22 protein-coding genes are annotated in these 25546 nt (G+C 63.3%); 10 read left to right on the forward strand and 12 right to left on the reverse strand.

The features are described from left to right. Window positions 1-8 precede the first annotated feature (8 nt). Genes LB529_RS07505 through LB529_RS07520 form a run of 4 tightly spaced genes read right to left on the reverse strand, consistent with a single transcriptional unit; the run spans window position 9 to window position 3924 of the window. A complete protein-coding gene (locus LB529_RS07505) occupies window positions 9-710 on the reverse strand; it encodes a cysteine hydrolase family protein (protein ID WP_095768065.1) in 702 nt (233 codons plus the stop codon). Between the two features lie 14 nt (window positions 711-724). Beyond that, window positions 725-1651, reverse strand: a complete 927-nt coding sequence (locus LB529_RS07510) for an ABC transporter permease (protein ID WP_224710701.1) — start codon at window positions 1649-1651, stop codon at window positions 725-727. Further along, window positions 1651-2775 (reverse strand): ABC transporter permease, encoded by a 1125-nt coding sequence (locus LB529_RS07515; RefSeq protein WP_411962447.1) that lies wholly within the window; start codon window positions 2773-2775, stop codon window positions 1651-1653. The genes LB529_RS07510 and LB529_RS07515 overlap by 1 nt, the downstream gene beginning before the upstream one ends. Before the next feature lie 21 nt (window positions 2776-2796). After that, on the reverse strand, window positions 2797-3924 hold the full coding sequence (locus LB529_RS07520; RefSeq protein WP_224710702.1) for a BMP family ABC transporter substrate-binding protein: 1128 nt from the start codon (window positions 3922-3924) through the stop codon (window positions 2797-2799). Window positions 3925-4248: 324 nt separating this feature from the next. Here LB529_RS07520 and LB529_RS07525 point away from each other — a divergent pair, with 324 nt between their 5' ends. Further along, entirely contained in the window at window positions 4249-4893 is a 645-nt protein-coding gene (locus tag LB529_RS07525) for a GntR family transcriptional regulator (protein ID WP_224631680.1), read from the forward strand. A gap of 102 nt (window positions 4894-4995) precedes the next feature. Here LB529_RS07525 and LB529_RS07530 read toward each other — a convergent pair whose 3' ends face one another. The 7 genes from LB529_RS07530 to LB529_RS07560 all read right to left on the reverse strand — a co-directional run bounded on the left by LB529_RS07530 (window position 4996) and on the right by LB529_RS07560 (window position 13619). Continuing rightward, the gene (locus LB529_RS07530; RefSeq protein WP_411962453.1) at window positions 4996-6309 is read right to left on the reverse strand and encodes an ABC transporter substrate-binding protein; all 1314 of its coding nucleotides are present in this window, start codon (window positions 6307-6309) and stop codon (window positions 4996-4998) included. A gap of 94 nt (window positions 6310-6403) precedes the next feature. Then, a complete protein-coding gene (locus LB529_RS07535; RefSeq protein ID WP_224710704.1) occupies window positions 6404-7252 on the reverse strand; it encodes a carbohydrate ABC transporter permease in 849 nt (282 codons plus the stop codon). Then, window positions 7249-8184: a carbohydrate ABC transporter permease gene (locus LB529_RS07540; protein WP_224710705.1), complete on the reverse strand. Its 936-nt coding sequence runs from the start codon at window positions 8182-8184 to the stop codon at window positions 7249-7251. The genes LB529_RS07535 and LB529_RS07540 overlap by 4 nt, the downstream gene beginning before the upstream one ends. A gap of 1 nt (window position 8185) precedes the next feature. After that, window positions 8186-9277 carry an ABC transporter ATP-binding protein gene (locus LB529_RS07545; protein WP_224710706.1) on the reverse strand — a complete coding sequence of 364 codons (1092 nt, stop codon included), beginning with the start codon at window positions 9275-9277 and terminating at the stop codon, window positions 8186-8188. A gap of 43 nt (window positions 9278-9320) precedes the next feature. Then, the gene (locus tag LB529_RS07550) at window positions 9321-10832 is read right to left on the reverse strand and encodes an alpha-N-arabinofuranosidase (protein WP_224710707.1); all 1512 of its coding nucleotides are present in this window, start codon (window positions 10830-10832) and stop codon (window positions 9321-9323) included. Between the two features lie 184 nt (window positions 10833-11016). Continuing rightward, on the reverse strand, window positions 11017-11943 hold the full coding sequence (locus LB529_RS07555; RefSeq protein ID WP_224609683.1) for an ArsR/SmtB family transcription factor: 927 nt from the start codon (window positions 11941-11943) through the stop codon (window positions 11017-11019). 203 nt (window positions 11944-12146) lie between these two features. Beyond that, window positions 12147-13619: a PLP-dependent aminotransferase family protein gene (locus LB529_RS07560; RefSeq protein ID WP_224710708.1), complete on the reverse strand. Its 1473-nt coding sequence runs from the start codon at window positions 13617-13619 to the stop codon at window positions 12147-12149. Window positions 13620-14155: 536 nt separating this feature from the next. Between LB529_RS07560 and iolE the strand changes: the two genes are divergently transcribed. The 7 genes from iolE (at window position 14156) to LB529_RS07595 (ending at window position 21249) form a co-directional block, all read left to right on the forward strand. Continuing rightward, the gene (gene iolE / locus LB529_RS07565; RefSeq protein ID WP_224710709.1) at window positions 14156-15067 is read left to right on the forward strand and encodes a myo-inosose-2 dehydratase; all 912 of its coding nucleotides are present in this window, start codon (window positions 14156-14158) and stop codon (window positions 15065-15067) included. 27 nt (window positions 15068-15094) lie between these two features. Then, a complete protein-coding gene (locus LB529_RS07570; RefSeq protein WP_224710710.1) occupies window positions 15095-16192 on the forward strand; it encodes an ABC transporter ATP-binding protein in 1098 nt (365 codons plus the stop codon). Next, the gene (locus LB529_RS07575) at window positions 16189-17502 is read left to right on the forward strand and encodes an extracellular solute-binding protein (RefSeq protein WP_224551448.1); all 1314 of its coding nucleotides are present in this window, start codon (window positions 16189-16191) and stop codon (window positions 17500-17502) included. The genes LB529_RS07570 and LB529_RS07575 overlap by 4 nt, the downstream gene beginning before the upstream one ends. 11 nt (window positions 17503-17513) lie before the next feature. Beyond that, the gene (locus LB529_RS07580) at window positions 17514-18407 is read left to right on the forward strand and encodes a carbohydrate ABC transporter permease (RefSeq protein WP_176477056.1); all 894 of its coding nucleotides are present in this window, start codon (window positions 17514-17516) and stop codon (window positions 18405-18407) included. Beyond that, window positions 18404-19222: a carbohydrate ABC transporter permease gene (locus tag LB529_RS07585; protein WP_224710711.1), complete on the forward strand. Its 819-nt coding sequence runs from the start codon at window positions 18404-18406 to the stop codon at window positions 19220-19222. The genes LB529_RS07580 and LB529_RS07585 overlap by 4 nt, the downstream gene beginning before the upstream one ends. A gap of 63 nt (window positions 19223-19285) precedes the next feature. Next, entirely contained in the window at window positions 19286-20278 is a 993-nt protein-coding gene (iolG, locus tag LB529_RS07590; protein ID WP_224710712.1) for an inositol 2-dehydrogenase, read from the forward strand. A 32-nt stretch (window positions 20279-20310) separates the two neighbouring features. Then, window positions 20311-21249, forward strand: a complete 939-nt coding sequence (locus LB529_RS07595; protein ID WP_224710713.1) for a sugar phosphate isomerase/epimerase family protein — start codon at window positions 20311-20313, stop codon at window positions 21247-21249. A gap of 69 nt (window positions 21250-21318) precedes the next feature. Here LB529_RS07595 and LB529_RS07600 read toward each other — a convergent pair whose 3' ends face one another. Next, window positions 21319-22428, reverse strand: coding sequence for a Gfo/Idh/MocA family protein (locus tag LB529_RS07600; protein ID WP_224710714.1), 1110 nt, complete (start codon window positions 22426-22428; stop codon window positions 21319-21321). 155 nt (window positions 22429-22583) lie between these two features. Between LB529_RS07600 and LB529_RS07605 the strand changes: the two genes are divergently transcribed. Both LB529_RS07605 and LB529_RS07610 read left to right on the forward strand, forming a co-directional pair. Further along, window positions 22584-23429: a MurR/RpiR family transcriptional regulator gene (locus LB529_RS07605; protein WP_224710774.1), complete on the forward strand. Its 846-nt coding sequence runs from the start codon at window positions 22584-22586 to the stop codon at window positions 23427-23429. Between the two features lie 155 nt (window positions 23430-23584). Then, on the forward strand, window positions 23585-25519 hold the full coding sequence (locus LB529_RS07610) for a bifunctional 5-dehydro-2-deoxygluconokinase/5-dehydro-2-deoxyphosphogluconate aldolase (RefSeq protein ID WP_224710715.1): 1935 nt from the start codon (window positions 23585-23587) through the stop codon (window positions 25517-25519). The last annotated feature ends 27 nt before the right edge of the window (window positions 25520-25546 follow it).

Here is a 25546-nt window from a genome sequence, read left to right on the forward strand (position 1 = left end):
TGGCTTCCTTACGGTAGCTGGGCGACGAAGGACGCCGAGCTCGACACCGCGCCGAAGACGCCGCCCTGCATCTTGATCATCTTGATCGCGGCAAGATGATTGCCGTAGTCGGTCGCGCCGCAGCAGTCCTCCAGCATCACGCATTCGAAGCCGCGGTCGTTGGCCTCGCGCATGGTGGTGTGCACGCAGACATCGGTGGTGATGCCTGTGAGCACGATGTTTTCGATGCCGCGCTGGTTGAGGATCAGCTCCAGGTCGGTGGCGCAGAACGAGCCCTTGCCGGGCTTGTCGATGATCGGCTCGCCCTCGGCCGGGTAGAGGTCGGGGATGATGTCCCAGCCCGGCTCTCCGCGCACCAGGATGCGCCCGCAGGGGCCGGGGTCGCCGATGCCGGCATTGATGCGGCGCGAGCGCCAACGCTTGTTTGCGGGCAGGTCGGCGAGGTCGGGGCGGTGGCCCTCGCGGGTGTGGATGATGGTGTAGCCTTTCGCGCGCATGGCCGACAGCACCGACTTGATCGGCTCGATCGGTGCGCGCACCAGCGACAGGTCGTATCCCATATGGTCGACATAGCCGCCCGGCCCGCAGAAATCGGTCTGCATGTCGATGACGATCAACGCCGTGTTGTCGGGGCGAAGCTCGCCATTGTAGGGCCACGGATACGGGTCGGCGTCGATATAGCGCTGGGTGATTTCGGCTCTGGCGTTCATGGCAAAAACTCCAGCTATCTGGTGATCGACAATTCGCCCGGCGCGCCCGCTAGCGAGCGTGTCGGCGACGAGGTGGCGATCATGATGATGAGGGTGAGGATGTAGGGGGCGGCGTAGAACAAATAGTAGCCCTGCGTGACGCCGACCGACTGCAGCGCGGGTCCGAGCGCTCCGGCGCCGCCGAACAGAAGCGCGGCGGCAAAGCAGCCGAGCGGATTCCAGCGCGCGAAGATGACCAGCGCCACCGCCATCAGCCCCTGACCGGACGAGATGCGCTCGGTCCAGCTGCCGGGATAGTAGAGCGACAGATAGGCGCCGCCGATGCCGGCCAGCGCGCCGCCGACGCCGGTGGCGATGAGGCGCACGGTGTTCGGGTTGAGGCCCATGGCGCGCGCGGCATCGGAACTGTCGCCGACGACACGCACGATGAGGCCGGCGCGGGTGTTGCGGAACGCCCACCACAGGACCAGCGAAAGCACCGCACCGATCAAGAACAGGACGTTAACGTCGAGTGCCGCCTGCACCTGCGGAATGTCGGACCAGGCGCCGAAGGGAATGGCCGGAAGATTGGGCGCTTTCGGCTTGATGAACGGCTTGCCGAAGAAGAAGGCGAGCCCCGAGCTGAACAGCATCAGCGCGATGCCGATGGCGATGTCGTTGACTTTCGGGAATTTGCAGATCCAGCCATGGAACAGGCCGAAGCAAAGGCCGGCGGCCGCGGCGGCAAGCAGGCCGAGCCATGGCGAGCTGGTCATGACCGCGACCGCATATGCGGTCATGGCGCCGAAGACGAGCGTGCCTTCCAGCCCCAGATTGATGCGGCCGGAGCGCTCGGTGATGGCTTCGCCCAGCGAAACGAAGATGAAGGGCGTCGACACGCGGATCGCGCCGCCGAGGATGGCGAGCGGCACGCCCCAGAGGCCGATCCCGGTCGCATCCATCACGAGGCCCTCCGCCACAAATCGGGATTGAAGGCCTTGAAGCGGCCGTACAGGGTTTCGCTGAGCAGGATGACGATGAACAGCATGCCTTGCAGCACCAGCACGGTGGCGTCGGGCAGGTCCATGCGGCGCTGGATCAGCCCGCCGGATGCGTCGATGCCGCCAAGCAGGATGGCGACAGGGATGATGGCCAGTGGGTTGTGGCGGGCGAGGAAGGCGACGAGGATGCCGGTGTAGCCATAGCCGGCGGCGAGCGAGCCATTGGCGCTGCCTTGCACGGCTGCGACTTCCAGCATGCCGGCAAGACCGGCAAAGCCGCCCGCGAGCGCGGTAAAGCCGACGATGAGCGGTCCGACGGCCAGCCCCTGCACCTGCGCTGCCCTGACATTGCCGCCGGCGATGCGGGCGGCAAAGCCCCAGCGGGTCTTTTCGATCAGCACCCAGGAGAGCATGCAGGCGACGACGCCGACGGCAAGCCCCCAATGCACCTCCATGCCCGGAATGTTGCCGATGCGGTAGATGTCGGCGAGCGGCTGGGTCGAGGGCTTGTTGAGCGAGGCCGGGTCGCGCAGCGGCCCTTCCACCAGCTGGTTCATCAGGGCGATGGCGATGTAGGCCATCAGCAGGCTGGAAATGGTCTCGTTGACGGCCCGGTAGTGGCGGAGCGCGCCGACGGCACCGATCCAGATGCCGCCGGCGGCCAGGCCCGCCACGCCCATGGCAAGAATGACGATGAAGGAAGGCGCGCCGCCCAGCGCCACGCCTATGGCAGCGGCGCTGACGCCACCGAGCACGATGGCGCCCTCGCCGCCGATGACGACGAGGCCGAGCCGCGCCGGCAGTGCCACGCACAGCGCCGCCAGCAGCAGCGGTGCGGCCCGCGACAGCGAATTCTGAATGGAGAACCACGAGCCGAAGCCGCCCCGCCACATGGTCTCGTAAAGCAGGACCGGGGACTTGCCGACCAGGGCGATGAACAGGCTGAACAGCACCATGCCGGCGACAAGTGCCGCGAGCGGAATGACGAAAGCCTCCGCCCGCCGCGCGATCCACTCCAGCGCCGCCGGATATCCCTTGGCGCCGAGCATGGCCGGCGCCTCCGCACTGCTGACCGTATCCGCCATCGTCCCCGTCTCCGCTCGGCTTTAGGCGGTCGAGCCGACGACGCCCTCGACGAGATAGTCCATGCTTTCGAGCTCGATGGCTGTCTCGACGAAGGCTTGGCCTTCCGTCGCCACGACAGCGCCCTTGTTGCTCTTCAGCGGGCCCTTGATGACGGAGAAGCCGCCCTTCATCATTTCGGCCAGGGTGGCGTCGAATTGCTTGCGGGCCGACTCGCCGACGGCGGGACCGAGCGGGCTCATCTTGACGAAGCCGTCGGCCAGTCCGCCGCGGGTGAAATTGGGCAGCGGCGTGCCGGCGATGAGGTCGTCGACGAACATCTTATAGACCTTCGCCCAGTTCCACTCGGCGCCGGTGAGGTATTTTTCCGGCGCCAGCGGGCTCTGGTTGGCGTGGTAGCCACAGACGAAGGCGCCGCGGCCCGCGGCCGTCTCGACCACCACTTTCGGGCTGTCGACATGACAGGTGATGACGTCGGCGCCCTGGTCGACCAGCGCGTTGGTGGCTTCCGCTTCCTTCACCGCCAGCGACCATTCGCCGGTGAAGATGACCTGGCAGGTGATCGACGGATCGACCGAGCGCGCGCCGAGCAGGAAGGAGTTGATGTTGAGCAGCACCTGCGGAATGGGCTTGGCGGCGACGAAACCGAGCTTCTTCGACTTGGATGTGTGGCCGGCGACGACGCCGTTCAGGTACTGGCCCATGCCGATATAGCCGAAATAGGAGCCGGCATTCATCGGGTGCTTGGCCTTGTCCCACATGCCGCCGCAATGGCGAAACTGCACGTCGGGGAATTTCGCGCACATGGCCAGCATGTGCGGATCGAAATAGCCGAAGGAGGTCGGGAAGATCAGCGAAGCGCCGTCGAGGTTGATCATCGATTCCATCGTCTTCTGGACGTCGACCGTCTCGGGAACGTTTTCCTCCTCGACGATGGAGATGCCTTCGATGCCCTTCAGCGCGGCCGCCCCCTCGGCATGCGCCTGGTTGTAGCCATAGTCGTCCTTCGGGCCGACATAGATGAAGCCGACAGTGGCGGCGGCGGCGAAGGCACGGCTGATCGGAAAGGATGCCGAGGCGAGGCCGAGCGCGGCTCCCGCGGCTGAGGTCTTGAGCAGTTGGCGGCGGTTAAGCATGAATCTGTCGGTCATAGTGAATGCTCCCCTTTGGGACCCTTTTCCGGGTCGGTTAACATGCCGTCCAAGAAAGTGCATGCAACCGCCGTGCCAATTTATGTATGGGAATTTATCCAATAAAATCAGTTATCAGATCGAAGGCTTATGCCTATGCCGGAGGCAATTGCATGCACTTTTTGCCTTGAAAGTAGCCAATTTGACAGACAGATTAAAATAGAGGCATAGAGGGCATGCCTGAGTCGAAAGGCCAACGAGTCGGCCGACTCCACGAGAAGACGCGACGGAGGAAAATTGTCGGGGAAGCGCAGCTTGATCAGGTCGGGCACGACCGTGGATCAGATGGTCCGGGCGATCGGCGACCGGATCGTCACCGGCTACCTGCGTCCCGGCGAAAAGCTGGACGAGACCGCGCTCGCCGCTCGCTTCGACGTATCACGCACCCCTGTCAGGGAGGCGCTCGGCCAGCTCAGCGCCATGGGCCTGGTCGAGAGGCGACCCAACAGGGGCGCTATCGTCGCCGTCGTGACGCAGGAGCATCTCGCCTCGATGTTCGAGAGCATGGCCGAACTGGAAGCGATCTGCGCGCGCTTCTCGGCCGAGCGCATGACCAGCAGCGAGCGTCGCGGGCTCGAGATCGAGCACCAGGCTTCGGCGCGGATGGTGCAGCTGGGCGCCGAGGAGGACTATGAGTATTTCAACACCGAGTTCCATAGCCGGCTTTATCGTGGCGCCCACAATGCGCATATCCACGAACTCACCGTGATGACCCGCAGCCGGTTGGCACCCTTCCGCCGCGCCCAGTTCATGCTGCCCGGACGGCTGGCCAAATCCTGGCAGGAACACGACCTGATCGTCACCGCAATCATGCGCGGAGACAGCGTGGCTGCGGGCAAGGCCGCCAGGGACCATGTCTCTATTGTCAGCGAGGCGAGCGCGGTGTTCGCGGCTGACGATCGCAAACCAATTCGGCGGGACGTGGCCTGAAATTTGCGGACGGTCCGAAGAAGCGGTGCTGCTTCATTCACCAAGAATGCCCGCGACGGTCTCCAGCCGCGGGCATCGAAAGCGTTTTCGACAAACCTGCGGTCAAATGTTGGCGAGCAATTCGTTGACGCGGCTTTCCATGTCGGCAAGTGCGGCATCGACGTCCTTCTGGCCGGTGATTGCAGCGCTCATCTCTTCGCCCACGATGTCCTGGATCGCGAACTGGCGCTGTACCGCCGACGGCAGCGGCCTGCCGAGATCGGCGACCGCGGCGATGGTATTGCGATGCGGCAGTGCCTTGAAGGCGTCCGAGGCGATGATGGCTTTGTAGGCCGGCAGGTGGCCGGTGCGCGACCAATCGAAGTCATGGTCGGCGAAGAACTTCAGGAACTTGCCGATAGCCGCGGTCTGTTCGGGTGTGCGGTCCTTCTGCGAGACTGCCCAGGTGTGGCCATCGGCATATTGCGCGTGGGCGCCGGCAAATAGCTGCGGATACGGGTAGACTGCATAGCCGCCCTTGTTGAGGGCCGTGCCCTTGGTTTCGGACTGGGCGTTGTTGTCGCCGACGACCCACGTGCCGTTGAGCTGCACGCCACCTCCACCGGCAAGGAAGGCGTTGATCGCGCCGCCGTAGTCGAGGTCCTTGGTGGTGTAGTCCTTGTCGAAGATCGCCTTGTACATCTCGACGACCTTCTTGGCTTCCGGCGTGTTCAGCTTCACATGCTTTGGATCGGCGAAGAAATCGGAATTCTGCTGGAAGAGATAGGTGTAGAGATTGCGCGTGTAGAGCGCGGTCTCATTGGCCAGGTTCTGAACGAAGTAAGGCTTACCGGTCTTCTGCTTGAACTGTTCGGCCTGGGCGAGCAGCTCCTCGGGCGACGTCGGAAGGATCGGCGTGCCGTCGGCATTGACGAGGCCGGCCTGTTTGAAGAGATCCATGTTGATGTGATAGAGCATCGTCCAGCTGTCGATCGGCAGGCCATAGATCTTGCCGTCCTTGGTGGCGCCGTTTCGCGCCGCGTCCGTGAAGGAATCGGGTGTGACGCCGACGGACTTCAACAGATCGTCAAGCGGCATCAACAGCCCCTTGGACTGGTAATCCGAAAGCGCGGATTCATGGATCGTGACGATGTCGGGAGCATCGCCCGAAGCAAACTGTGCGGTCAGCTGGTCATAGCCCGGCCATTCCACAGTGCTGACACTGACGTGGACATCGGGGTTGTCGACGTTGAACTTGTTGATCAGCGAGGTGATGATGCCGCATTCGCCTACTGCCTTGGCGACATCGGTGTTGGTGCCGAAATCGGCATCGCAGGCACCGAAAAACCGCTGCACCGTCAATTCCGTCGCTGCAAGGCTCGGGCTTGCGAGCATCAGCACGCCCGCTGAGACCGCTGCAAACAGGACTTTCTTCATTTTCATATCAGTTCCTCCTCCTGAGTCTGCGCCACTCCACGCTGGACTGGCTTCATGCTTCAATCGCTGCGACGCCCGCCGTCAGGCAATCTCGTCATCGCACCGCGGCGCCCGAGACGGCCGTGACGATGTATTTCTGGAAAAACAGGTAGACGATCAGGATCGGCGCGCCGGCGAACACCGCCTGCGCCATCAAGAAGCCGATGCCTTCGGACTGGGCGAAATTGGTCTGTGTCGAGGCCATGCCGACCGTCAGCGTGTACATATCCTTCTTGGTTGCCGAGATCAGCGGCCACAAGTAATCGTTCCACGCGCCGAGGAAGGTGAAGATGCCGAGGGTTGCCTGGGCGGGCACCGTGAGCGGCAAAAGAACCTTCCAGAACGTCCTGAACCGGCTGGCATTGTCCAGCATGGCGGCTTCGTCCAGCTCCTTCGGGATGGCCTTGAAATACTGGGTCATCAGGAAGACGCCGAAAGAAGCCGACAGGCCCGGGAGAATGAGCCCATGATAGGTGTTGTGGAAGTTCAGCATGCTGAAGATCTGATGGCGGGCGACAAGCACGGCCTGTTCCGGAACCGCCAGGCCGAAGAGGACGATCACGAACAGGATGTTTCGGCCAGGGAAATTCAGCCGTGCAAAGCCATATCCGGCAAGCGACGACAGGATCAGCGTTCCGAGCGTCAATCCTCCGGAGACGATGATGCTGTTGAGCACCCAGACGAACACCGACGAGGTGCCGATGGTGTTGATGTAGTTCTTGAGCGTATAGGGCGCCTGAAACACCGAATTCGGATTTGCCATCAGCTCGGCATTTTCCTTGAGCGACAGGCCGATAACCCACAGGACCGGCGCGACCATGACCAGGGAAAGCAGGATGACCAGAGCCAGCAACACGCGGTCGCCGAATGCGCGTCCCTTGATGGAAATGGCTGGAGCCTTCATGCCTGACCCGCCTTGTTGCGCGTGACCAGGTACTGGGCCATGGCCGCCATCAGGATCAGGACGAACAGCACCTCCGAAGCCGCGGCACCCATGCCGAGATCCCAGCGACGGAACGCGGTGTCATAGATGTAGAGCACGATCGGCTTGGTCAGGTTGTTCGGACCGCCGCGCGTCATCAGCCAGGCCTGGCCGAACAGTTGGAACTGCAGCACGATCTGGACGATGACCACCAGGACGAAGGTGCGTTTGATCGACGGCAGCGTAATCGAGCGTAACGTCTGCCAGCGATTGGCATTGTCCAGGGCTGCCGCTTCGTAAATATCCTGCGGAATCTGCTGGAGGGCGGAGAGAAAGAGCATCATCGGCAGGCCGATGCACCACCAGACGGTCGCAATGGCGATGCCGATCATCGCCAGGCTGGGATCGGAAATGAAAGCCGGGGCGGTTGCGCCGAACCATCCGTAGATCGTCGACAGAAGGCCGACATTCGGAATGAACACGATGCGCCAGATCAGCGTGACGATCGTGACCGACAGCACCGAGGAAGAAAAGAACAGGGTCCGCAGCACCGCGGCGGTGCGCGTGCGGCGGTTGAGGCAAAGGGCGAGAAAAAGACCGATCAGTGCCAGGGTCGGCACCGTCAGAAGCACGAAGTAGAAGGTATTCCAGACCGATTGCAGGAACACCTTATCGTGAAACAGCCTGATATAGTTGCCGAAACCGACGAAGTTTCCGGATGAGAACGTGTCGGCCTTGTGGAAACTCAGCCACATTCCCCAGAACAGCGGGACCAGCAGGAGCGTCGTGAAGAAGAACAGGAACGGCGCGACGAAAATGAAGTTTCGCCATTGCGGCGCGTAGATATCGACGCTTGCGGCTCTGACGCCGGCGGCCGGAAGCGTGGTGCGCGGCGTCGCCCGTCGGTCGTCCATGTCAGACCTCCCCCGCGTGCCAGGCGCGACCGGTCTCGCCGAACAGATGCGATTTCCGGCCGTCGAAGGCGAGCCCGACCTTGTCGCCGACCGCGACGCGGCTGTTGCCGACATCCGAGCCGACGATCTGCTGGCCATCGCCAAGCCGGGCGTAGACCAAGGTGCGTTCGCCGAGCCGCTCAAGCACATCGACCACGCCATCGGCATTGCCCTGCCCGACGGGAACGATGCGCACGTCTTCCGAACGGATGCCGAAAGTGTATTTGCCATCGCTCGTCTGGCCGGAGGCGATCTCGGTCTGAACCGATACGCCGTCCGCAAACCTGGCCGTGGCATTCCGGCTCGATCTGTCGAGCGTCGCCTCGACAAAATTCATTGCCGGCGCGCCGACGAAGCCTGCGACGAATTTGGTCGCGGGGCGGTCGTAGATCTCCATGGGAGAGCCGATCTGCTCGATCTTGCGATTGTTCATGACGACAATGCGGTCGGCGAGCGTCATCGCCTCAACTTGGTCGTGGGTGACGAAGATCATCGTCGATTGCAGGCGCTGGTGCAGTTGGGCAAGTTCGATGCGGGTACGGGTCCGCAATGCCGCATCGAGATTGGAGAGCGGCTCGTCGAACAGGAAGGCCTTCGGCTCCTTGACGATCGCACGGCCGATGGCGACGCGCTGCCGCTGGCCGCCGGAGAGCTGGCCCGGCTTGCGCTCGAGCAAGTGCTCCATTTCGAGGATGCGGGCGCTCTCCTTTATGCGCGCATCGATGACGTCGCGCGGCATGCCAATATTCTCAAGCCCGAACGCCATGTTGTCGCGCACGCTCATATGCGGATAAAGCGCATAGGACTGGAACACCATGGCAATGCCGCGCTTGCCCGGCGGCAGATGATCGATACGTTCGTTGTTGATGGCTATCTCGCCGGTATCGACAGTCTCGAGGCCCGCGATCATGCGCAGAAGCGTCGATTTCCCGCAGCCGGAGGGCCCGAGAAACACGATGAATTCGCGTGTCTTGATGGAGAGAGACAGATCATCCAGCACCGTCATGGCGCCGAAATGCTTGCTCACATTCCTGATCTCAATATCGGCCGTCACGTCGAGGCTCCTCCTCAGCCCATGCACGACGATGCGCCTGAAGTCAGAGCTTCAGGCGGACCATCTGGTAGGAATAGGGCGGCAGCGGCAGGCTCAGCTTGCCGCCCACCAGCGACGCGCCGGTCCCCTTCCTGGGACTGACATTGCTTGGGTTCTGCGCCGAATTGACGGCTTTCAGATCAGCATGCGCCATCAGCTCATGGTCGACGATCTCAGCCGCGCCGAAGCCCGCTATGTCGATCGCGGTTTCGATTTCCTCGCTCGAATGGCGGTTGATGGCAAAGAAGGTGACATGTCCGGTTTCCGTGTCATGCACGCCGGCGACATCGACATAGGAAACGTCACCGGCAACGGTGGAGCTGTAGGTCGGACTTTCCACCTTGAGATCCAGCGCATTACCGCGGCCGTAGATCGAGGCATAGAGATAAGGATAGAAGATCGTCTGCCGCCATGCCGGGCCGTTGGGAACGGTCATGATCGGCGCGATGACGTTGACCAGTTGCGCCAGGCACGCGATCTTGACCACGTCGGAACGACGGATGAAGGTGTTGAGGATCAGGCCGACCTGCAGCACGTCCTCGAAATTGTAGATGTCTTCGAGCAATGGCGGGGCGAAGGGCCAACCCTCATTGCCGCCAAGGATCTTCTTGTCCTGCTCCTTGGAATGGTACCAGACGTTCCATTCGTCGAACGAGATGTAGACCTGCTTCTTGGAGCGCTTCTTGGCCTTGATATAATCGATGACGCCGGCGACCGAGACAATGTAAGCGTCGAGCTTCTCGCTCATGGCTAGATAATTCGGCGCGTCGTTGGCTTCATTGTCGAAATACATGTGCAGCGAGATGTAATCCACCTCGTTGTAAGTATGATCGAGAACGGTCGCTTCCCATTCCGGATATGTCGGCATCTTGGCATTTGACGAGCCGCAGACCACGAGCTCGAGCGACTTGGAGAAGGCACGCATCGCCTTGGCGGTCTCGTGGGCCAGGCGGCCATACTCGTCGGCGGTCTTGTGGCCGATCTGCCAGGGGCCGTCCATCTCGTTGCCAAGACACCAGAGCTTGACGTCAAAGGGCTCCTTGCGGCCGTTGGCGATGCGCTTGTCGCTCCACTCGCTGCCGCCGGGATGATTGGCGTATTCCAGAAGGTTGCGGGCTTCATCGAGCCCACGCGAGCCGAGATTGACGGCAAGCATCATCTCGGTGTTCGCCGAGGCGCACCAGTCGGCAAATTCATGCAGGCCGACTTCATTGCTTTCCGAAGTGTGCCAGGCAAGGTCAAGGCGCACAGGGCGTCCTTCCTTGGGGCCGACGCCATCTTCCCAATTGTAAGCGGATACGAAATTGCCGCCAGGATAGCGGACGATCGGAACTCTGAGCTCCCTGACGAGATCGATGACGTCGCGACGCATGCCATTGTCATCCGCCGTCGCATGGCCGGGCTCATAGATACCGGTGTAAACCGCCCGCCCAAGATGCTCGATGAAGGATCCATAGAGCCTGGGATCGATCTTCGAGACGATATAACGCGGATGCGCCGTAACGGCCGCCTTCATGCATTCCCTCCGAGAGTATCATAAATAGTGATTTAAATCACCTTATTAGATATCAAAGGGAAACAGCATCCGTTCGTCAAGCGAAAAACCGCCAAAAGTCTGACAATTGACCGGCAGCCTCAGCCGCAAATGCAGCCAAATATTTGAAATTATTTCACTATTTTTGAGACCCGATTTGACGATATCAACCGGTTTTGATCCTCAGCAGAATGTCCTGATCGTAATTTCCAAATCCCTTGCCGAAAATATTGATTCCGCCGGGACGCTCGGCGTCGTCCTTGACGCCGATACGAACGCGGATTGAATGATGACCCTTCAGGTCGAGGGCGGCGAGACTGGTCTCGGAAATCCTGACGCCGTCGACATAGGTGCCGTCAGCGGAAACCCGCCAGTTCTTCAGCTTGCCATATTGCGAGCCCTTGAGCTTCCACCAGGAGGGCGTGAAAACGCCGCGCTTGTCGCCGAAATCGCCAGGTGAGGTCCAGGTGCCGACGTCGACGCCATTGATCGTCAGCGTGATGTCGGAAGGCCAGTCGGCGCTGGTGCCCGGAACTTCCGAGGACAGTTCCACCACCAGCTCGAGCTCGGTAATCTCGGTATTGGCGAGCTTGGCATTGTTGGGGAACTGATATTCGACAAAGCCGCGCGTGAACCACAACAAACCGGCCTTCATACGGTCCGGATCCAGGAAAGTGTTGGGCACATCGAGCAGGCCGATGATCCCGTCCGGCGAACAGAGACCGCAGGGCGCGGTGACCTCGAAGCCGGTGTAAAGCCCAATCGGCATCGATACTTCGATCGCGTCGTTCTTAAGCGCACGATACTCGCTCTTGAAGACCACGAGCACTTCCTCGGCGGTGGGATAGCAGATCTTCTGGCTGCCTTTCTTCGCCTTCTGGTTCTCGGTGCGGATCAGGCCCGCATCCTCAAGTACCTGGATATTGGTCGAGACCGTCGACTGCGGCAGCGACAGCACGGAGGCGATTTCGTTGACATTCATCGGCCCCTTCTCATGCAGCAGCCTCAGCATGGAAATGCGCGCCGAAGAGGCAAGGCCCTTAAGGACGGCCATGCCCTCCTCAGGGTCGATCACCAGAAAATTGCGACTCAATGGATTGCCAGCCTATGCGATTTGCACCCGAAATCAGCTTGTATATCGGGATAATTGATTCAATCAATGCGGCGGCGGCACTCCATGCACCTTTTTGGTTGAGCGGCCGCGAAGAGGCCATTTGTTCCTCGGCAGGCTTGCCGCCTCGTGCGACCTAGCCAAGCAGGACGTCGGGTGCGCCATTTACCGGCGCCGCGAAACCCTCACCCCAGCGTCTCGCGGATCGCCTGCGCCAGCCGCTCCACCCCGTCCCGCGTCTGCGCGGCATCACACGCCGCATAGCCCAGCACCAGGCCTTGCGTTGGGGCCGTGTTCTGGAAATATTTCGACAGCGGCGAGACGTTGATCGCCCTTTTTGCTGCGGCCTGGCTGACCTTGATGTCATCGATGCCCTCTCTCAGATAGCCCACCACCTGGATGCCGGCTTCGGCGGGGGACAGCGTGATCTCATCGCGCAGGCGCTCGGTCACGATCTCGCGAAAAAGCTGGCGGCGCTGGGCGTAGATGCGGCGCATGCGCTTCAGATGCCGGCTCATATGGCCTTCGGTGATGAAGTCGGCCAAGGCGGCCTGCAGCAGCAGCGGCGCGAACTGACCGGTGGTGGAGAGCGCATTAACGATGCGGCCGGCAAGCTCCGGCGGAAGCACCATGAAGCCGAGGCGCAGCGCCGGGAACAGCAGCTTGGCGAAGGTGCCGACATAGATGACGCGGCCGGAGCGGTCCATGCTCTGGATCGCCGGCACGGGCCTCCCTTGAAAGCGGTACTCGCCGTCGAAATCGTCCTCGATCACCCAGGCATTCGCGGTCTCGGCGATGTCGAGCAGGCGCAGCCGCTCCTCCATGCGCATGGTGATGCCGAGCGGATGCTGGCAGGCCGGCGTCACATAGATGAGACGGGGCGAGAAGTTTGGAGCATCGAGCCGCCAGCCGCGCTCCTGGTCGACCGCAATCGGCAGGATTCTTGCGCCGGCCACGGTGAAGGCGGCCTTGGCGCCGTAATAGCCTGGCTCCTCCATCCACACCGTGTCGCCGGGGTCGAGCAAAAGGCGCGCCAGAAGGTCGAAGGCGGCCTGCGCGCCGGTGGTGATGACGATCTGCTCGGGACGACAGCGCACGCCGCGCGCGGAATAGAGATAGCCGGCGATCGCTTCCTTCAGCGCGGGATGGCCGGTGACGTCATAGGTGCCGAACAGCGTCTCGCCGCCATGGCTGGCGCGGCGCGCGACCAGCCGGCCCCAGACGCCGAAGGGAAAGCTCTGCGCATCCGGCATGCCGGGGTGGAAGGCGACGTGTCCCGGCCGGCCGTGGTGATAGGGCTGGCTGAGCAGCTGCTGGCCGCGCAGCGAGGGCTGGCGCAACGGCACCGGCGGATCCTCGGCCGGCGTTTCGCGCGGGCCTTCGGGCAGATCGACGATGACCGGGCGCGCGCCCTGGCGATTGGCGAGATAGCCCTCGGTGACGAGTTGGTCATATGCGGCGACGATGGTGTTGCGGCCAAGGCCGAGTTCGGCGGCCAGAGCGCGGGTGGAAGGAAGCTCCGAGCCGGGGGGAAGCGTGCGGTTGCGGATAATGGCGACGAGGCCGTGATAGAGCTGGCGCGACAGATGCTCGGGGCTCGAGCGGTTGACGGCCAGCATGTCGAGCGGGAACGCCTGGGGTTTGGGGTGGGAGCGCATCGTTTATCCCCACCCATGGATGCAATGGCAATGGCGTGCCGCGACACGCTTGTGCTGCAAGGTCGAGTTCCTTCGCCCCCCTCTCTGTCCTGCCGGACATCTCCCCCTCAAGGGGGGAGATTGGCAGTTCAGGCGTCTCGCTTTTCTTTGCGACGTCGGCGATTGGCGAAAGCCGGCGCGACATCCGATCTCCCCCCTTGAGGGGGAGATGGCCGGCAGGCCAGAGAGGGGGGCCTCGCGCCGACGATCAATGATTTCGAGGTAGCCCATCTACCCATCCTGCCACACCCGCCTCTCCGCACAAACTGGTTCCTTTATTTTCCAGAAAACTGGCCCTCGCGATGGAGACAGAGCGGCGTAGACTTCGCTCAATGACGTTGGGGTAAGACGCCGACAAAACATCTGAGGCGCGGCGCTGGGAGGGCGTCTTGCCGAACGAAACGGCAGGGTTTCGCCCCGCCGCCGGCAACCGCAGCCATCTCCTCCCGAGACAGGACACCCCGCAGCCATCATGGCTGCGGGGCGGAAAGCGAGCAATGACGACAGTTCGACTTGGCATCAACCCGATCACCTGGACCAATGACGACGTGCCGGAACTGGGTGGTGACACGCCGCTCGAGACCTGCCTCAGCGAGACCGCGGAGGCCGGCTATGCCGGCACCGAGCTTGGCGGCAAGTTCCCGCGCGAGAGCCGTGCGCTGAGGCCCATCCTCGACCATTACGGGCTGGCGCTGGTCTCCGGCTGGTATGACGGGCGCATCTGCGAGAAGGAGGTGGACCAGGAATTCGAGGCGATCCGGCCGCATCTGACGCTGCTTCGCGACCTCGGCGCCAGGCGCGTCGTCTATGCCGACACCTCGCGCGGCCGGCATGGCGCCATCCACGACCCGATCTCGCAGCGGCCGAAGCTGATGGACGGGGAATGGAAGGCCTATGGCGCCAAGATCACCCGGCTCGCCGAGCGCTTTTCCGATTTCGGCGTCGGCATGGCCTTCCACCATCACATGGGCACGATCGTCGAGACCGACGCGGAGATTGACAGGCTGATGCACAGCACCGGCGAGGCGGTCAGCCTGCTTTACGATACCGGGCACTGCGCCTTTTCGGGCGGCGACCCGGAGCAGTTGCTGCGCCGGCACGTGGAGCGCGTCGTGCATGTCCATTGCAAGGATGTGCGCCCGGCCATCTTAAAGAAGGCGCGTGAGGCCGACATGAGCTTCATGGGCGCGGTGATGGACGGCATCTTCACCGTGCCGGGCGACGGCGCGATCGACTATCCGACGCTCTTAAAGATCCTGGCCGACCACGGCTATTCCGGCTGGCTGGTGGTCGAGGCCGAGCAGGACCCGGCCAAGGCGCATCCCTTGACCTACGCGACGATGGGGTATCGGAATCTGAAGAGGCTGGCCGAGGGCGCGGGTTTCTACGTCCACGAGCGCAAGGCCTGAAGAAAGCATGAGGCGCCGGGGAGGGAAATGAGCTCGGTTCTGTACCAGAAGGTGGTCAAGAGCTTCGGCGCGCTCAACGTGCTGCGATCGCTCGACCTCGCGGTGCCGGACCACAAATTCCTCGCCCTGCTCGGCCCGTCGGGCTGCGGCAAGACGACGGCGCTGCGCATCCTGGCTGGGCTCGACATGCCGACCGCCGGCAAGGTCTTTATCGGCGAACGCGACGTCACCCGGCTGCAGCCGCGCGACCGCGACATCGCCATGGTCTTCCAGAGCTACGCGCTTTATCCGCAGATGACGGTCGCCGAAAATATCGGCTATCCGCTGTGGATACGCGGCACGCCCGAAGCCGGGCGAAAGGCCAAGATCGGCGAGGTCGCCGCCGTGCTCGAGATCGGCCATCTGCTCGACCGCCGTCCGCGCCAGCTCTCGGGCGGACAACGCCAGCGCGTCGCGCTGGCCCGCGCCATCGTGCGCGACCCGGCGGCCTTCCTGATGGACGAGCCGCTGTCCAATCTCGACGCAAGACTGCGGCTCACCATGCGCGGCGAGATCAAGCGGCTCTGCCAGCGCCTCAGCGCCACCACCATCTATGTCACCCACGACCAGGTCGAAGCCCTGACGATGGCCGACTTCGTCGCCGTCATGCATGGCGGCGAGTTGCAGCAGATGGCGCCGCCCATCGAGATCTACGACCGCCCGGCGAACCGCTTCGTCGCCACCTTCGTCGGCAACCCGCCGATGAACATTCTGCCGGCAGCGCTTTGCGAGCAAGGCATCATCGTGGCCGGCAAGGTCGTCCCACTGGACGCCGCGCGGCTTGCTGCCTGCCGCGCCTCCTCCGTCGCCGAAATCGGCCTCCGGCCGGAGGACTGCAGCGCTGCCGGCGTCGGCACACCCGATGCCCTGCCCGGCGAAATCTACGTCGTCGAACCGATGGGCAACGAGACGCTGGTCAATGTCCGCCTCGAAGGCGGCAACGTCTCGGTCCGGGCCGGCCGCGATTTCAGGGGCGTGGTGGGTGAAAGCATCGGCGTCGCCTTCGACCCGGCGAACGCCTGTTTCTTCAATTCGGACGGCCTGACAGCCGTCCACAGGGTCAACAACAATGGGAGAGTGACATGATGCATTCCAGCAGACTTACTCGCCGCTCCGTCATCAAGGGTGGGCTTGGGCTGGCTTTGGCGACCACCGCCCTCACCACGCTTGGCCTGCCGATGCCTGCCCGCGCCGCCGGAAAGAAGGTGATCATCGGCGCCTTCGCCGATGGCGGCCTGACGCCGTTCAAGGAAAAGATCATCCCGCTGGCCAAGGAGCAGGGCTTCGACATCCAGTTCCTCGAGGACGAATACGGGGTGACGCTCGAGAAGTGGTTCGCCGACGCCCAGAGCGGCGCCGGCCAGTATGACCTTTACCTGCTCGACGACCCATGGGTGCCGCAGTTCGGCGCCGCCAACGTGCTCGAGGATCTTGGCGCCGGAGGCATCGATGGGTCGGACAAGGACTGGATCGGCGCGATGATCGACATGGGCTATTGGCCGCCGCAGAAGGGGCCGCGCGTCAAGGGCTTCGAGAACGCCAAGCCGACGTTGATCTGCGTGCCCTTCGTCGGCGACCTGCAGACGCTGACCTATCGCAACGACGTCTTCACCGGCGGTGCGCCCAAGACCTGGGACGAGGTGATCGCCAAGGGCAAGGAAGGCGTCGCGGCCGGCAAGATCAAATACCCGGTCGTCTTCCGCGGCGTTTCCGGCAACCCGATCGTCACCAGCTGGTATCCGGTCTTCCTGTCGTTCGGCGGCTCCTTCTTCGACGACAAGTGGAACCCGATCTTCAATTCGGCCGAAGGCAAGGCCTCGGCCGATTTCTTCGTCGGCACGATGAAGCAGAACGCGCCGAGCGGCGTGGTCGAGTTCGACTCCGACCAAGAGGGCGCGGCGATCCTCGGCGGGGAGGCAGGGGCGATCATCCAATATTCGGGCAACGCATTGAAGGCGGACGACCCCGCCCAGACCAAGGTGGCCGGCAAGCTCGATTTCGGCGTTGTGCCGAAGCAGGAAAAGGCGATCGCCCAGATGGGCATATTCATCGCCGGCGTGCCGAAATCGGCGCCCAACAAGGCGAATTCGATCGAATTCCTGAAGTGGTATGTCAGCGCCGAAACACAGGCCAAGCTCTCGGAAGCGGGCTCTATTCCCGTCAAGCGCAGCGCCTTCGGCATCGCCAAGCCCGGCAACCGACTGATACCGGTCGCCCTGCAGCAACTCGACGCCGGCGCGCTGCCGCGGCCGCGCACCCCCGACTGGGCGAAGGTCGAGGAACTGCTCGGCATCGAGCTCAACAAGGCTTTGCAGGCCGGCTCCGGCGGCGGTGCGGCCCTGGACACGGCGGCCAAGCAGGTCAAGGACTATCTGACCACGGCCGGGTACTACTGATGCAAACCGGCATGCAGGCACGCAAATATCGCCTGCAGGGGGCGGGGCTCGACCTCGCCCTCCCCTATCTCATGCTGGCGCCGGGCCTGACGATCGTGCTCGGCGTGCTCGTCTACCCGCTCTGGGACGGGCTGCGCGCCAGCACCAGGGCTTACCGCTACGGCTCGCCGGTCTCCCATGTCGGCTTCCGGAACTATGTGCAGCTTTGGAGCGACGCGCAGTTCCTGAATTCGCTGTGGGTCACGGTCAAGTTCGTGGCGCTGTCGGTTTCGATCGAGGCCGTGCTGGGCTTCGCGCTTGCCTTGTTCTGCCTGCACGAATTCCGCGGCATTCGGCTGCTCAGGACGGTGCTGATCATTCCCATGGTGATCACGCCGGTCGTTGTCGCCATCCTGTTCAGGCTGATCTACGCCAGCGACGCCGGCATGCTGACGGCGCTGTCAGAGGCCATGGGCGGCGGCGGGGTCCAGATCCTCGGAAACCCGCTCAATGCCTTCATCGGCCTTGTCGTGCTCGACGTCTGGGAATGGACGCCGCTGATGTTCCTGATCCTGCTCGCCGGCCTGCAGTCGCTGCCGCACGAGCCGTTCGAGGCGGCGCGCGTCGACGGCGCCGGGTCCTGGCGCGTCTTCGCCGATCTCACCTTCCCGATGATGCGGCCGGTGCTGGCGGTCGCCATCGTGCTCCGCACCATCGATGCCTTCGGCACCTTCGACCAGGTTTTCGTGCTGACCCGGGGCGGGCCGGGCGAAGCGACGAGGCTGATCTCGATCTATGGCTACGACACCGCTTTCAAATTCCAGCAGACCGGATACGCGGCGGCGCTGTTCGTGACGATCGGCCTCGTCGTGCTTGCGCTCGCCTTCAGCGCCATCAGGCTCCTGCGCAGGATCGACGCGTCATGAGCACCCGCCTGGCGCGCATCCTCACCACCATTTTCTTGCTGGCAGTGGTGCTGCTGCCGATCTACTGGCTGGTGTCCACCTCGCTCAAGTCCAACCGCGAGATCACGCAGGAAGGCACGCTCTATCCGCATGTGCCGACGCTCGACAATTACGTCAGGCTGTTCACCGAAAAGCAGTTCGGCTCCTACCTGACGAACTCGGTGGTGGTCACCTTCTTCTCGGTCGCGATAGCGCTGGTCTTCGGCGCGATGGGCGCCTACGCGATCGCGAGGTTCCGCCTGCCATTCGCCGCGGAGCGCAAGATCGGGCTCTTCCTCCTGACACTGCGCATCATCCCGCCGGTGGTGATCCTGATACCCGTCTATCTCTTGATGCTGAGCCTCGGGCTGCTCGACAGCTGGCTCGGACTGATCGCCACCTACACCGCCTTCAACGTCACCTTCTGCGTCTGGATGATGGAGAGCTTCTTCCGCGAGATCCCGGTTGACCTCGAGGAGGCGGCGATGGTGGACGGCGATTCACGCTTCGGCGCCTTCCGCCGCATCACGCTGCCATTGGCGGCACCGGGGCTCGCGGCCACCGCGATCTTCGCCGTGCTGGTCACCTTCAACGAATTCCTTTTCGCGCTGGCGCTGACCGCGACGCCGCGGGCGATGACCATGCCGCGCGGCACCGCCACACTCATCGGGCGCATCGATACCGACTGGGCCTCGATGGCGGCCGCCGGCGTCATCGGCGCGTTGCCGATCGTCTTCTTCGCACTCCTGGTGCAGCGGCATCTGGTGCGCGGGCTGACCATGGGCGCGGTGAAATGATTGCCGCTCGGATACACGAACCGGCGGGCAGCGCTGGAGCGGCCTGATGAGAAAGTCGAACGCATGATGGATGTTTGTCTGTTCGGGGTGGGGCTGATCGGCCGCGTGCATGCGAGCAATCTCGCGCGCCACCCGAAGGTGCGGCTGCGCTACGTCGTCGATCCCAATCGCGAGGCGGCCGAGAAGGTCGCCGCCGTAACCGGCGCCGAGATCGTAGATACCGAGACCGTTATGAACGATCCGGCAGTGAAAATGGTGTTCATCGCCTCGGCCACGCGCACGCACGCGGAGCTTGCCATGGCGGCCGCCGCGCATGGCAAGGCGATCTTCTGCGAGAAGCCGATCGATCTTGACCTCAAGCGCACCGACGAGTGCCTGGCCCTGGTCGCGAAAGCCGGCGTGCCGTTCCAGATCGGCTTCAACCGCCGCTTCGATCCGAGCTTCCGGGCGCTGAAGGAGCGCCTCGACGGCGGCGAAATCGGCGCCATCGAGCAGGTCATCATCACCAGCCGCGATCCCGAACCGGAGACCGAGGAAGCGCTGGCCGGAGGCGGCGGCGTCTTTCGCGAGATGACCATCCACGATTTCGATATGGCGCGGAACATGCTTGGCGAAGAGCCTGTGGAGCTCTTCGCGACCGGCTCCTCGCTTGTTGCGCCGCAATACAGGAAGCTCGGCGATTACGACACGGCGATGTTCATCCTGCGAACGGCATCCGGCCGGCAGTGTCATATCAACAACAGCGTCAGGGCCGCCTATGGCTATGACCAGCGCATCGAGGTGCACGGCGCCGACGGCATGCTGCAGGCCGGCAACCGGCTGCCGACCTCTGTGGAAATGTACGGCGGCAAAGGCATATCGCGCGACAAGCCCTATTACTTCTTCGTCGAACGCTATGCCGAGTCCTACGCCGCCGAGATCGATCACTTCATCACCTGCGTCGAGACGGGCAGGAGTCCGGCGGTCACGGCCAGCGATGGGCGCAAGGCCATGATCCTTTGCGAGGCGGCGCTTGCGTCGGCTCGGTCCGGCAGGTTCGAACCGGTGAAACTCTAAGCGGATGGTGTGAAGGCAAGCGGGAGTCCGAAATGAAGATTGGCATGATCACGGACAGCCTCGGCAACCTGTCCTTCGACGAGATGCTGCGCGCCTCGGCCGATCTCGGGCTGGAGACGCTGGAGTTCGCCTGTGGCAACTGGTCGTCCGCGCCGCATATCGACCTTGCGGCGATGCTGGACAGTGCCGCGATCCGAACCGAATTCGTCGCCAAGGTTCGCGACCATGGGCTGACGATCGCGGCGCTTAACTGCTCCGGCAACCCGCTGCATCCGGGACCGCAGGGCAAGCAGCATCGCCAAGTGACCGAGGACACAATCCGGCTGGCGAGCCTGATGGGCATCGACCGGGTGGTGATGATGTCCGGGCTGCCGGGCGGACCCGGCGACACCAATCCCAACTGGATCATCACCGACTGGCCGCCCGAATGCGCCGACATCCAGCGCTACCAGTGGGACGATTGCATCGTCCCGTATTGGCGCGATCTCGTCGGATTTGCGAACAATCTGGGCATCAGGAAGCTTTGCCTGGAACTGCATGGACATCAGGCCGTATACAATGTCCAGACGCTGTTCCGGCTGCGCGATGCGGTCGGCGAGACGGTCGGCGCCAACTACGATCCGAGCCATCCGATGTGGATGGGCGCCGATCCCATTGCCGCCGTGCGCAAGCTTGGCTCGGCCATCTACTATGTCCACGCCAAGGACACACGCATCGAACCGATACCGGCGGCCGTCGACGGCACGCTCGATGCGCGCCCGCCAAATCAGTTTGCCGAAAGGGCCTGGAATTACATCACGCTGGGCTACGGCCACGGCGAGACCTGGTGGCGGCAGTTCTGCACCGCGCTGAAGCAGGCCGGCTATGACGACGTGCTGTCGATCGAGCATGAGGACATGATGCTGTCGCCGATGGAAGGCATGCGCAAATCCGTGGCGCTGCTGCGCAATGTCGCCATCAACCTGGCCTGAATGCTCAGATCCGGTCCTGCATTGGTAGGTGATCACCGCCCGTTGCGGCGGCCTCGATGGCCGGCAGGCCTATCTCACATTAACCCAGCGCTGCTCCTGGAACGAACGGGCCATGGCATGCACGGTGCGCTCGATCTCCAGCCCCTCGTCGAAGTCGATGATGCGGGCCGGCTTACCAGCGATGCGCATCAGGAGCTCGCGGCATTCGATCATCTTGAGGTCGTTGAAGCCGAGGCCGTGGCCAGGCGCCGGCAGGAAGGAATCGTAGGGCTTGTGGTGCGGCGCCACCAGGATAGTGCGGTAGCCCTGCTCGGTTGGCCGGTCGGCGGTGAGGTAGAGCTGAAACTCGTTCATCCGCTCCTGGTCGTAGAGGATCGAGCCCTTCGAGCCGAAGATCTGGATGGCAATGCGGCCCTTGCGGCCCCAGGCCGAGCGGTTGACCAGCAGCGAGCCGGCAACGCCGTTCTCAAGATGCATCAAGACGCTGGCGATGTCATAGGTCTCGACCGCGCGGCGGGCGCCGGAAGCGGTTCTGCGGTCGGCATAGGGTTTGACCATGTCGCACATGACGCGCGAGACACGGCCGAACAGCGCCTTGATCAGCGACAGCGGATGCACGGCGAAATCGTCGAGCGCGCCATAGCCGGAAGAAGCCTCGTGTTTCCAGAAGAACAGCGCCTCCGGATCGGCCATGAAATCCTCGTCCATCTCGATGCGCACGAGGTTGACGTCGCCGATGATCTTTTCCTCGAGCAGCGCGCCGATATGGCGGATGGCGGGGTTCTGGATGTAGTTGTAGCCGAGCACGGCGACCTTGCCGGATGTCCTCGCGGCCTTCGTCATCGCCTCGGCCTCGGCGAAACTCGGCGCCATCGGCTTCTCGCACCACAGATGCTTGCCGGCTTCGAGGATGGCGATCGCCATTTCCGGGTGGAACTGGTTTGGCGTGGTCAGCGAGACGATTTCGACGTCCGGATCCTCGACCACGGCGCGCCAGTCGCCGGAGCCTTTTGCGAAGCCGAACTCGGCAGCTTTGCGTTTGGCAAGCTCGTCATTCACCTCGCCCAGATGCACCAGTTTCGGCTTGTCGACATCGGGAAAGACGGTGCCCACCGCGTTCCAGGCGATGGCGTGGCACTTGCCCATGAAGCCAGTGCCGATGAGGCCCACTCCGACCATGTCGATTGTCTCCAGGATAAAGGAAAGTATGTGTGGATGGATTAGTCTATTTTAGTAAAGAATGGAACATCTAAATCATTTTTTATGGTGTTCTTGCGCGAACTCGCTATGATGAGGCAGGAGAGACAAACCTTATGAGCGTGGGCGGAGCGACGATGGACGAACGGGTGCCTCGCGATTTCGAAACGCTGCGCGCGACGATCCTGGACAGGCGCGCGAGCCTGCCCAAGCGCATCGCGCAGATCGCAGCCTATGCGCTCGACAATCCCGACGACATCGCCTTCGGCACGGCGGCGAGCATCGCCGCCTCGGCCGGCGTGCAGCCCTCGACGCTGATCCGTTTTGCCCAGCAGCTCGGCTTCGACGGCTTCACCAGCCTGCAGCAGGTTTTCCGCGAGCGGCTGCGCGAGCGCAACTCCTCTTATGACGAGCGGCTGGCGGCGTTGCGCGCCAAGGCCGAGGAAGGCCGCGGGCATCGGGCGATCTTCGACGGCTTCGTCGCCGCCGCCAGCACCTCGCTGGGCGACATTTCGCGCTCGCTCAACGATGCCCATTTCGAGGAGGCGGTGGCGCTGCTGGCTAAGGCCGAGACGATCTATGTGCTGGCCAAGCGCCGCTCCTATCCGGTGGCGTCCTACATCGCCTATGCGCTGGGCAAGCTCAAGATCCGCAACCAACTGGTGGAATCGGCCGCGGGGCTGAACGCCGAGATGATCGGCTTCGCCACGCCGCGCGACGCCGTCATCGCCATCAGCTTCTCGCCTTACGCGCCGGCGACCGTCGAGGAGACGCGCTCGATCGCCGAGCAGGGCGTGCCGATCGTGGCGATCACCGACTCGTCCTTCTCGCCGCTGGCGCAATTCGCCAAGGTCTGGTTCGAGGTCGCCGAGGCCGATTTCGGCGGCTTCCGCTCGATCTCGGCGACGATGGCGCTGGCCATGGCGCTGACTGTCGCCGTGGGCGAGAAACGCCGCGAGACCGGGCGCCGACGCAAGGGCTGAGCCTCCCAGATGAGCGCTTTTCGGCTCGGGAATGCTCATTCTATATTGACTGTAGATTGGAATTAATATTTCATATTGACGACACCGCGCCGTCGACAGCGCGTGCTGTCCAAAACAAACGCTGCTCTGCACAACAAGGCCGATGGGAGGTTCGAATGGGCGAAGCCGTGGAAGGGAAATACCCGCCGCTCGACGTCATCACCATCGGCCGCGCCTCGGTCGATCTCTATGGCCAACAGATCGGCTCGCGGCTGGAGGACATCACCTCTTTCGCCAAATCCGTCGGCGGCTGCCCGGCCAATATTTCCGTCGGCACGGCAAGGCTCGGCCTGCGCTCGGCGCTGCTCACCCGCGTCGGCGACGAGCAGATGGGCCGCTTCATCCGTGAGCAGCTCAAGCGCGAGGGCGTCTCAGTCGACGGGCTGAAGACCGACAAGGAACGGCTGACGGCGCTGGTGCTGCTTTCGGTCGAGAGCGAAGGCGTCTCGCCGATGATCTTCTACCGTTCCGACTGCGCCGACATGGCGCTCGCCGAGGAGGATATCGACGAGGCGTTCATCGCCTCGGCGCGCTCGGTGGTCGTCACCGGCACGCATTTCTCGCGGCCGAATTCCGATGCCGCGCAGCGCAAGGCGATCCGTCTGATGAAGGCCAAGGGTGGCAAGGTGGTGTTCGACATCGACTATCGCCCGAACCTCTGGGGCCTTGCCGGCCATGCCGAGGGCTTCGAGCGCTATGTCAAATCCGACCGGGTCTCGGCGCAGCTGAAGACCGTGCTGCCGAATTGCGATCTCATCGTCGGCACAGAGGAAGAGATCATGATCGCGTCTGGCGCCGACGATTGCCTGAGCGCTCTGAAGACGATCCGCGCCCTGTCCTCGGCGACCATCGTGCTCAAGCGCGGCGCCAAGGGCTGCATCGTCTATGACGGCCCGATCAGCGACGATCTCGAGGACGGTATCGTCGGCAAGGGTTTCCCGATCGAGATCTACAATGTGCTCGGCGCCGGCGACGCCTTCATGTCGGGCTTCCTGCGCGGCTGGCTCGGCGGCGAGAGTTTTGCGACAGCCGCGACCTGGGCCAATGCCTGCGGCGCCTTCGCGGTGTCGCGCCTGCTCTGCGCGCCGGAATACCCGACCTTCGAGGAGCTGCAGTTCTTTTTGAAGAACGGCAGCAAACACCTGGCGCTGCGCAAGGACGAGGCGATCAACCACGTCCACTGGGCAACGACGCGGCGGCGCGACATCCCCTCGCTGATGGCTTTGGCCTGCGACCATCGCGTCCAGCTTGAAGACGTTGCCGCCAAGGTCGGGGCCGACGTTTCGCGCATCCCCGACTTCAAGGTGCTGACGGTCAAGGCGGCGGCAAAGGTCGCCGCCGGCCGCGATGGCTACGGCATGCTGATCGACGAAAAATATGGCCGCGACGCCATGTTCGAATTCGCCCGCCATCCCTTCGCCTGGCTCGGCCGCCCCGTCGAGCTTCCGGGATCGCGGCCGCTGCGCTTCGAATTCTCCCAGGATATCGGTTCACAGCTCACCGAATGGCCGGTCGACCACTGCATCAAATGCCTGTGCTTCTATCACCCGGACGATCCGGAGGCGCTCAAAATTGAACAGCAGCAGAAGCTGCGCGCTTTGTTCGAAGCGGCGCGGAAAGTCGGCCGCGAATTGCTGGTCGAGATCATCGCCGGCAAGCATGGCAAGCTCGACGACACCACCATTCCGCGCGCGCTTGAAGAGCTCTATGCGCTGGGCATCAAGCCGGACTGGTGGAAGCTCGAGCCGCAGGCTTCCGCGGGCGCCTGGGCGAAGATCGAACAGGTGATCGTCAGGAACGATCCTTGGTGCCGTGGCGTGGTGCTGCTCGGGCTGGAAGCGCCGCAGGACGAGCTGGTCGCGGCGTTTGCCGCCACCGCCAATGCGCCGATCGTCAAGGGCTTTGCCGTCGGCCGCACCATCTTCGTCAACGCCGCCGAACGATGGCTGGCCGGCAGGATGTCGGATGACGAGGCGATCGCCGACATGGCCGCGCGCTTCGAGCAGTTGACCGAGGCATGGCTTGCCGCGCGCGGCCGCAAGGCCGCATAACAAGACCGCTGAAGGACTGCGGAGGAG

This window comes from Mesorhizobium sp. CA5, assembly GCF_020165105.1.
Classification (GTDB): domain Bacteria; phylum Pseudomonadota; class Alphaproteobacteria; order Rhizobiales; family Rhizobiaceae; genus Mesorhizobium.